General features: G+C 74.3%; 5 protein-coding genes. All 5 read left to right on the top strand.

Features of this window, described 5'->3' with window-relative positions; genetic code table 11:
* Window positions 1-1,256, top strand: a 1,256-nt coding sequence (locus tag ACRDTB_RS37020; protein WP_431436927.1) for a pyridoxal phosphate-dependent decarboxylase family protein, incomplete at its 5' end; no start/stop codon positions are given.
* Window positions 1,253-2,560 (top strand): lysine N(6)-hydroxylase/L-ornithine N(5)-oxygenase family protein, encoded by a 1,308-nt coding sequence (locus tag ACRDTB_RS37015; RefSeq protein WP_431436926.1) that lies wholly within the window; start codon window positions 1,253-1,255, stop codon window positions 2,558-2,560. The genes ACRDTB_RS37020 and ACRDTB_RS37015, both read left to right, overlap by 4 nt.
* Entirely contained in the window at window positions 2,553-4,286 is a 1,734-nt protein-coding gene (locus ACRDTB_RS37010) for an IucA/IucC family protein (protein ID WP_431436925.1), read from the top strand. Before ACRDTB_RS37015 ends, ACRDTB_RS37010 begins: the two co-directional genes overlap by 8 nt.
* A complete protein-coding gene (locus ACRDTB_RS37005) occupies window positions 4,286-5,608 on the top strand; it encodes a glutamine synthetase (RefSeq protein ID WP_431436924.1) in 1,323 nt (440 codons plus the stop codon). Before ACRDTB_RS37010 ends, ACRDTB_RS37005 begins: the two co-directional genes overlap by 1 nt.
* 82 nt (window positions 5,609-5,690) lie before the next feature.
* On the top strand, window positions 5,691-5,936 hold a 246-nt coding region (locus ACRDTB_RS37000), incomplete at its 3' end, for a maleylpyruvate isomerase N-terminal domain-containing protein (protein WP_431436923.1).

The raw sequence follows: 5,936 nt of genomic DNA, 5'->3' as shown, positions 1-5,936 counted from the left end.
GTACCGGGCCGGTCCCCGGCGGCGGGCCGCCCGCGGTGGCCGCCGCGTTGGTGGCGGCGCTCGGCGAGCACGGCGTGCTGCCCGAACGCGGGATCGGCGAGGGGCGCGCGCTCGAGGAGCTCACCCGGGTGCTCACCGCGGGTTCGGTCGACCCGGGACATCCGTGGTGCGCCGCGCACCTGCACGGCCCGACCCTCGCCGTGGCGGCCGTTGCCGATCTCATGGGCAGCGTGCTCAACCCCTCGCTGGACTCGTGGGACCAGGCACCCGTCGCGAGCGAGCTGGAGCGCGAGCTCACGGCCGCCCTGGCACGGCTGTGCTTCCCGGGCGCCGGCTCGCCCGACGCGGTGATCACCGGCGGCGGGACCGAGTCGAACCTCGTCGGGCTGCTGCTCGCCCGCGAGCACGGCCGGACCCGGGTCGTCTGCGGGCGGCACGCGCACCACAGCGTCGCGCGGGCGGCGTGGCTGCTCGGGGTGCCGGCGCCGCGAGTGGTCGGCGCCGAGCGGGGCCGGCTGCGCGCCGACGACCTCGACCTGACCGGCGGCGAGGTCGTGGTCGCCACCGCGGGAACCACCGACACCGGGGAGATCGACCCGCTGCCCGAGCTAGCCGGGGCCGCCCGCCGGGCCGGGGCGTGGTTGCACGTCGACGCCTCCTACGGCGGCGCGCTGCTGTTCTCCGACCGGCTCGCCGGCCGGCTCGCGGGGCTCGACCAGGCCGACTCCGTCGCCCTCGACCTGCACAAGTTCGGCTGGCAGCCCATCGCCGCGGGCGTCCTCGCCACCCGCGACGCGATCACCGAGCTGCACACCCGCGCCGACTACCTCAACGCCGCCGACGACACCGAGGCCGGGCTGCCCGACCTGCTCGGCCGCTCCGTGCGCACGTCCCGCCGCCCGGACTGCTTCAAGATCGCCGTGACGCTGCGCGCCCTCGGCCGGCAGGGGATCGCCCGGCTCGTCGAGCGGTGCTGCGAGCTCGCCCGGCAGCTCGCCCACGAGGCCGCCCGGCACCCGGGCCTGGAGCTGTGGGGTGCGCCGGAGCTATCGACCGTGCTCGTCCGCCCGGTTCACGGGGACGCCGCGGCGGTCCGGCGCCGCCTGCTCGAGGACGGCACCGCCGTGGTCGGCCGCGCCACGGTCGACGGCCGGGTGTGGCTCAAGCTGACCCTGTTGCACCCCGGCGCGAGCCTCGACGACTACCGCGGCCTGCTCGACCTCGTCGACGTCACGGCACGCCGGACCGCGCCGTGACGCTCGACCGGACGCTCGATCTCGCGGGTGTGGGCATCGGCCCGTTGAACCTCTCGCTCGCCGCGCTCGCCGAGCCGGTCGAGGGACTGCGTACCGCGTTCTTCGAGCGTGAGCCGGAGTTCCGCTGGCATCCCGGCGTGATGGTCGAGGGTGCCGCGCTGCAGGTGCCGTTCCTCGCCGACCTCGTGTCCCTCGTCGAGCCCGCGCACCCGCTGTCCTTCCTGAGCTACCTGCGTGACCGCGGCCGGCTCTTTCCCTTCTACTTCGCGGAGCGCTTCCACATCCCGCGCGCCGAGTACGAGGACTACTGCGCGTGGGCCGTCGGCCGGCTCACGAGCGCGCGCTTCGGCCGGGCCGTGCGGTCGGTCCGCTGGTGCGGCAGCGGGCCCGAAGGAGCGTACGAGCTCGACGTCGAGCCCGGCGGTCCGGTCCGGGCGCGCAACGTCGTGCTCGGCGTCGGTACCGAACCCGTGCTGCCCGAGCCACTGGAACACCTCGCGGGCGAACGAATCCTGCACTCCGCCGACTACCTGCCCGCCCGGGACCGGCTGGTCGCCGCCGCGGACGTGACGATCGTCGGCTCCGGGCAGTCCGGCGCCGAGGTGTTCCTCGACCTGCTCCGGGCCCGCCCGCGCGGCGGCCTGCGCTGGCTCACCCGCACGGCGGCCTTCGCGCCCATGGAGTACTCCAAGCTCGGGCTCGAGCAGTTCACCCCGGACTACACGCGGTTCTTCCACAGGCTCGACGAGCCGACCCGCGACCGGCTCGTGCCCGCGCAGTGGCAGCTGTACAAGGCGATCAGCGCGGACACCATCGGCGCCATCCACGACGAGCTGTACGAACGCACGGTCGGCGGCGGCTGGCCGGACGTCACGCTCGCACCCGGGGTGGAGGTGACCGCCGCGGCCGAGCGGGCCGGACGGGTCGAGCTCGAGCTGCGCCACGTGCAGCAGGACCGCAAGGCGACGGTGACCACCGACGCGGTCGTGTGCGCCACCGGCTACCGGGAGCGGAACCTGGAGGAGCTGCTCGGCCCGCTGGCGGCACGCGTCGAGCGGGACACCTCGGGCCGGATCGCGGTCGACGCGGACTATCGCGTACGGGTGGACATGGACACGGGTACGGGTGGTTCGCTGTTCGTGCAGAACGCCGAGCGGCACACGCACGGGGTCGGCGCGCCGGATCTGGGGTTGGCCGCGTGGCGTTCGGCGCGCATCCTGAACACGGTGTGCGGGCGCGCGGTGTACCCGCTGCCGGACCGGACGGCGTTCACGACCTTTGGGCTGGAGGATCTCCATGGCTAGCTCGTGGCGGGTGGCGGGCTCGCTGGTCGTGCACAAGATGCTCGGCGAGCTGAGCTACGAGGGCCTGTTCGAGCCGAAGCCGGACGGGGACGAGTGGGTGCTCGAGCTGCCCGAGGACGTCTGCTACCGGTTCCGCGCGCGGCGCGGCGCGTTCGAGTCCTGGCACGTCGAGCCGGGCAGCGCCACCCGCAACGGCGAGCCGGCCACCGATCCGCGCACGCTCGCCGTCGACGCGCGGGAACGGCTGGGGCTCACCGGGTTGCGGCTCGCCGACGTGCTGGGCGAGCTGACCGCGACCGTCACCAACGAGGCCGCCCGGCTCGACCGGGCGCCCACCGCGGCGACGCTGTCCACAATGGACTACGACCGCGCGGAGGGACACCTCACCGGGCACCCGCGGCTGGTGCTGAACAAGGGCCGGGTCGGCTTCTCGCGGACCGACCGGGAGCGCTACGCGCCCGAGTCGGGGACCGAGTTCGGCCTGACGTGGTTCGGCGTGCACCGCGACCACGCGTCGTTCCGGTGCGTGGCGGAGCTGACCGAGGAGCGGCTGCTCGCGGAGGAGCTGGGCGAGCTGCTGCCCGAGTTCCGCGCGCGGGTGCCGGAGGACTACGTGCTCGTCCCCGTGCACCCGTGGCAGGCCGACGAGATCATCGGCACGCTCTACGCCGCCGAGCTGGCCGAGGGGATCGTCGTGCCGCTCGGCGAGAGCGCCGACCGCTACCGTACACATCAGACGGTACGGACGCTCGCCAACGCGAGCCACCCGACCCGCCGCGACGTGAAGACCGCGGTGTCGGTGCGCAACACGCTCGTCTACCGCGGGCTCGCGTCGGCCGCGACGCTCGCCGCGCCGGCGGTCACCACCTGGCTGCGTGACGTCGGCGCGACCGACCCGCTGCTGGCGCAGAAGTACCGCTTCGAGCTGCTCGGCGAGGTGGCCAGCGTGTCCGTGCGGCACCCGCTGCTCGGGAACCTGGCCGAGCTGCCGTACCGGTTCCACGAGACGCTCGGCGCGCTGTGGCGGGAGCCGGTGCGGACCCGGATCGGGCCGGGGGAGCGGGCGATCTCGTTCGCCGCGCTGCCCTACCGCGGCCCGGACGGCGAGGCGGTCCTCACCCGGCTGATCCGCGAGTCCGGTGTGGACATCGAGGCGTGGCTGGGCCGGCTGCTCGACCTGCTGCTCACCCCGCTGCTGCACTGGCTGCTGCGCTACGGCGTCGGCTTCTGCCCGCACGGCCAGAACCTCGTGCTGGTCACCGACGAGCACGGGCTGCCGGTGCGGGTGGCGATCAAGGACTTCGCGCAGGGCGTCGACCTGCTCGACGAGCCGGTGCCCGAGTACGCCTCGCTCGGCGCGGAGGCGACCGCGCACATGCTGCGCTGGCCGGCGCACCTGCTCGCGCAGTCGCTGTTCAGCTCGGTGTTCGCCGGCCAGCTGCGGTTCCTGGCGGAGGTCCTGCTCGACGACCTCGGCCACGCGCGGCCAGCGCTGTGGGCCCAGGTCCGCGAGATCGTCGGCCGCTACCGCGACGAGCACCCCGAGTCGGCGGCGCGGTTCGACGCCTGCCGGCTGTTCGCACCCGACGTGGAGCGGGTTACCCTGAACCGCGAGCACCTCGCCGGTCAGGGGTTCGACAAGATCGACCGCGACGACGAGTTCGACGTCCGGTTCGGCCGGGCGCGCAACCCCCTGGCGGGGCCGGATCCGGACGGTGCATGGTGATGGAACATCAGCGGCCCGGCGGCCCGCGTACGCTCGCCGCCCGCGACGAGGTGGCGGCCACCCTGGCCGAGGCGATCCGGACGGAGATCCTGGCCCGGACGGTGAACGGCCTGGTCCTGCTCGTGCCGGACCCGCACGCCCGCTTCGCGGCGGTCGGCGTCGGCGCGCGGTTCTTCGCCGACACGGTGCTGGAGCAGGGGTACGGCGTGTGCAGCTACGTGTTCGGGTGGACCCCCGAGCGCGAACCCATTGCGGCGCCGGTGTTCCAGCCCTACCTCGACCACTACGGCGACCTGCGGATGCGCCCGGACCTGGCGACGCTCGCGCCGCTGCCGGGCCAGCCCGGCACCTGGCTCGTGGTGTGCGACGTCGAGTGGCCGGACGGCGAGCCGGTGCCGATCGCGCCGCGGACCCTGCTGCGCGAGCAGCTGCATGCCGTGGAGGCGGAGGGCTTCGTGCCGTCGGTCGGCCTGGAGCACGAGGTCACGTTCATCGACGCATACGGCGCGCCGCTCACCTCGGACGGGCTGGACTACGCGGCGGGCGGGCTGGATGTCATGCACCCCATGCTGGCGGCCGTCCAGTCCGATGTGGACGAGCTGGACCTCGGGGTGGAGTCGCGGCGCGGGGAGTGCCATCCGGGCCAGTACGAGAGCGTGCTCGGTCACCGCGACGCGCTCGCCGCGTGCGACGACGCGATGCTGCAGCAGCTCGCGATCCGCCGGGCCGCGACCGCGCAGCGCGTGCGGGCGAGCTACCTGGCCGCGGAGCGCACCGCGACGGGCAGCTCCTGCCACGTCCACCTGTCGCTGTCCGATGTGGACGGTACGCCGAGGTTCGGCGAGCTGTCCGTGCTCGAGCACTTCACGGCCGGGGTGCTGGCCGCGGCACCCGACCTGACGGCGGTCTGGGCACCGACGTGGAACTCCTACGTGCGGCTGCGCACGGCCCCGTTCGCGCCCGGCGAGGTCCGCGCCGGCGCCGACGACCGCACGGCGGCGGTCCGCATCGCCGGCTCCGCGGAGTCGCTGCGCATCGAGGCCCGCTTCGCCGGCGCGGACGCGCAACCGCACCTCGTGGTGGCCTCGCTGCTGGCGGCCGGCATGTGGGGCATCCGGGAGGAGCTGCCGATGCCCCTGTCGCGCCGGCTGCACGACACCCCGTGGGCGGCGGTGCGCGCGCTCGACGAGTCCGAGCTGGCCCGCAAACTCCTGGGTGACGACATGGTCGACGCCCGGGTCGCCCTGCTGAACGAGGAGATCGCCACGGGCCTCAACACGGTCACCGACTGGCAGCGCACCCGCGGCGACCGACGGATGTGACCGAGTGGCCGGATGTCGAGGCCTGAAAAAAACAAGCACGCATGCTTGAAAACGGTCTCGTAGCCGTGCCAAGGTTGACCTCGTGGTTGAGCTCAACGCGCTGGTCGCCGACCTCCGGGACGAGAGTGCCGAGGTGGACGCCCTGGTCAGCGGGCTGTCCGAGGACGGCTGGGCCACCCGGACACCCGCTCCGGGGTGGACCGTCGCCCACCAGGTGGCGCACCTGGCCTGGACCGACCGGCGGGCGCTGCTCGCGGTGACCGACCCGGCGAAGTTCCAGGCGGATCTCGCCGAGGCCGTGACCCGCTCGGCCCGCTCGAGCGGCGAG

Source organism: Actinophytocola sp., assembly GCF_050699935.1.
Classification (GTDB): domain Bacteria; phylum Actinomycetota; class Actinomycetes; order Mycobacteriales; family Pseudonocardiaceae; genus Actinophytocola.
The sequence above is the reverse complement of the archived record's forward strand: the minus strand, read 5'-3'. Positions and strand labels throughout refer to the sequence as shown.